This is a genomic window from Acinetobacter sp. YH01006 (assembly GCF_013420445.1).
GTDB lineage: Bacteria > Pseudomonadota > Gammaproteobacteria > Pseudomonadales > Moraxellaceae > Acinetobacter > Acinetobacter pseudolwoffii.
In genome coordinates this window covers 1-3293 of the sequence record NZ_VOYB01000058.1, presented here as the reverse complement: position 1 = coordinate 3293, position 3293 = coordinate 1, and the positions used below count along the sequence as shown (strand labels likewise).

3 protein-coding genes are annotated in these 3293 nt (G+C 35.5%); 1 reads left to right on the top strand and 2 read right to left on the bottom strand.

The window, feature by feature from the left end; all coding sequences use genetic code 11:
• Positions 1-327: 327 nt before the first annotated feature.
• Positions 328-1116, top strand: a complete 789-nt coding sequence (locus FTT73_RS15890) for an aminoglycoside adenylyltransferase domain-containing protein (RefSeq protein ID WP_038350081.1) — start codon at positions 328-330, stop codon at positions 1114-1116.
• 126 nt (positions 1117-1242) lie between these two features.
• Here FTT73_RS15890 and FTT73_RS15885 read toward each other — a convergent pair whose 3' ends face one another.
• Together FTT73_RS15885 and FTT73_RS15880 are read right to left on the bottom strand one after the other, a co-directional pair.
• A complete protein-coding gene (locus tag FTT73_RS15885; RefSeq protein WP_077170035.1) occupies positions 1243-1701 on the bottom strand; it encodes a DUF523 domain-containing protein in 459 nt (152 codons plus the stop codon).
• A gap of 234 nt (positions 1702-1935) precedes the next feature.
• A protein-coding gene (locus tag FTT73_RS15880; protein WP_119285041.1) for an IS3 family transposase occupies positions 1936-3101 on the bottom strand; the annotation gives its coding sequence in 2 pieces (ribosomal slippage) (positions 1936-2843 and positions 2843-3101; 1167 coding nt in all).
• Positions 3102-3293 lie beyond the last annotated feature (192 nt).

The following is a 3293-nucleotide window of genomic DNA, read 5'->3' as shown; positions in this document are numbered from 1 at the left end:
AAGTCGTTTGAATGATTTCTTCTTGGTCTACGTGCCATAAAATACTCCATATATTGATGTTTATAACATCATTTGAGGAGCAGAGTATCACTTATAGGAGTTGTTCAAATTTCCGGATCCATCTCTAAGTGAGGAGGAAATGACTCTTACTATTCAGATGTTGTTTCAAGCTTTTTTTGATTGATAGAGTTTTATGTATTAAACTCTATATTGAAAGTAAATATATTGTAAAAATAGTATGTTATTTACTAATTGATTAAATTATTTACACTTATTCTGTATAATGCTCTATGAATTCATTACTTATTTTTTTAAATTAAAAATCATATGCAAAGCTTAAATGATGAAGAGTGTCGCCAAGTTGAAAGTGTAAAACAGCTTTTACAAAAAAATTTTAAAGATAAGCTTTATGCTATTTATTTATATGGTTCGTATGTTGATGGTGGTTTAAAACATAAAAGTGATCTTGATATTTTAGTTATTATTGAACGTGAAATTACCGATCAGGAAAGAAAACAATTAGCGCAGAATTTTCTAAATATATCTGTTCCGATTGGTCATGCTACAGCGCGTGCCTTAGAAATTACGATATTAGAAAAAGGGAGTATTACCAATAAAAATCATCCATATACATATCAGCTACAATATGGCGAGTGGTTGAGAGAAGAATTACTCAAAGGTGAATTACTTTATAGTCAATCTGATCCAGATATTAGTATTTTACTTAAAACTGCCCAATTACATAACATTACTATCTTTGGACCTGATATTTGCGATTGGTTAAATCCAATTAGCTATGAACAATTAATATTTGCCATGCAAAAAACTTATCCACAAATTATTGCTCATTGGAAAGACGATCAGGATGAATGTAATCAAATTTTAGCGCTATGCCGTATAGCTTATACATTAGATCATAAAACAATAGTTGCCAAGGATGTTGCTGCGACATGGTTTTTAGAATTCTTAAGTCAGATAGATCAAGACATTTTGCAACTCATAATAGATGAATATATTGGGCAAGGTCATGAGCAATGTTGGTTAGTTTTACATGATCAGCTTGCTAAAATTGTTAAAGAATTACAGCATAAAATTGAACCACTACTTTTTAACTGATGTGGAAGTAATGGATATGCTTCTTAGATTATTACCTCACTATATCTCTAAATACCGAAGAGACTTGATATTGCAAAGGGGGGCGTGGTTGGAGTTGCATGAAGATTTTAAATAAAAGCGGAGGAACTAGGGTAAAAGTTGCCAAAAAGTTTCTTCTGAAATGACTTTTATATTATGACGTTTAAGCAAAGCGGAGGTAACTCCATTGCCATAGATCTTATTCCCATTAAATTGACCATCGTAAATCATTGAACTACCACATGAAGGGCTATTTTCTTTAAGCACTACCAGAGTAGCTTTTAATAATTGAACTTTTTTTAAAGTTCTATATGCCCCTTCAATATAGATTGAAGTCACATCCTTTCCTGATTTTTCAATTACACAGGCTTTTCCATCTAAGACATCATCGCCATTACCTCCCGAAATCTCGGCAGGTTCGCGTGGTGTTGATAAACCGCCAAGAATCTCTGGACATACCATAGTAGCTTTTCCATCTTTGACTAATTTTTCGATTTTTTCGTTTAAGCTATGCGTCCCGTTATAACGTACCTTTAAGCCAGCCAGACAAGAACTTACTAAAATCATATTTCCTCTATGAAAAAGATATGTATCGATTTGCTATTTAGCCAGTACCTATTATTTTTTAAAATTAATAGGTTAGTGCTATGGATAAAACAAGAATTTAAATATGATCAATGCAAAGTGAGTTATTTTTTTTCTAACCCACAAAGCTTATAGATTAGTTTGATCCTTTTTGTTTAGAAAATTTATCAACAGTGATGTGTGCTGAATTAGCAGGAGACTTTCACTTGGGAGATTCTAGGCAGCTAACCGATAAAAGTCTTCTGCCATTTGATTTGGTGTCTTAAAATCCAAGCCTTTTTGAATTCTTCGCTGATTATAAAATAACTCTATATATTTTGTAATATCCGCTTTGGCTTCTTCCCTTGTTTTGTAGTTGCGATGATGGACTAGTTCATTTTTGAGTATGCCCCAGAAACTCTCTATCGGTGCATTATCAAAGCAGTCGCCTTTTTTGCTCATTGAACCCTGAAAATCAAATTTCTCAAGTAAGTTTCGATATTCATTACTGCAATATTGGCTGCCTCTATCTGAATGTACAATGAGATCTTTAGCAGGTTTCTGATTGCGAATAGCCATATTCAATGCATCACAAACAAGCTTGGCTGTCATGCGCTCATTTAAGCTATAGCCAACAACCTGTTTCGTGTAAAGATCTTTGACAGCTGCCAAGTACAACCAGCCCTCAGCCGTCCAAATGTAGGTAATGTCACTCGACCACGCAAGATTAGGCTTCGTCATTGAAAACTGTTGCTTGAGTAAATTGTCATAAATAGAACGGTTGTGATCACTGTTCGTGGTTCTTTTGAAACGCTTATGGCGCTTACAATACAACTGATTTGATTTTTTTATTTGGCGCACAGCATACGTACTTATTTTGATACCTTGCGCTTGTAAATGCTTGGTTAATCGAACATAGCCATAGCTTTGTTTGGTTTCTTCATGGGCTATTTTGACCAAAATTGTCTGCTGATTTCGCTGAATTGATCTTTTACTCATGCCTCGCTTTAGCCAATCATAAAAGCGAGAAACGGATACACGAAGTAATCGAGCCATTAAAATAATCGGAAATAAGTGGCTTTGCGATTTCATATAGGCGTACCTCACTGACTTTCTTTGGCAAAGTACGCTGCTGCCTTTTTTAAAAATTCACGTTCCATTTCAGCTGTTTTGAGCTGTTGTTTAAGCTTCTTATTTTCTTCGAGTAAGGCGTTTAGATCGGGCGAATACTGTTTTGTGCCTGCTAAAGTTCCAGCCTTTGCTTTGTTATTCCAGTTCGAAAGGGTTTGCATTGAAATGCCAAGTTGTCTAGCGGATTCCGATACATTACCTTGGTTCTCTTCAATGGCTTTTATGGCTTCAGCTTTAAATTCTGCGGTGTAAGTCTTCTGTTTCTTGCTCATGGTAAACTCCTAATGAGTATGTATAGTTTACCAAGTTAAACCCTCCTGTTTTTTAAGCACACATCACTGTATGTAAACACAGTATTGCAAGGACGCGGAACATGCCTCATGTGGCGGCCAGGACGGCCAGCCGGGATCGGGATACTGGTCGTTACCAGAGCCACCGACCCGAGCAAACCCTTCTCTATCAGA

What these genes read in the sequence shown, in the direction of transcription:
- FTT73_RS15885 (WP_077170035.1), bottom strand. Translation starts at nt 1,701, where the DNA reads ATGATTTTAGTAAGTTCTTGTCTGGCTGGCTTAAAGGTACGTTATAAC.
- FTT73_RS15890 (WP_038350081.1), top strand. Translation starts at nt 328, where the DNA reads ATGCAAAGCTTAAATGATGAAGAGTGTCGCCAAGTTGAAAGTGTAAAA.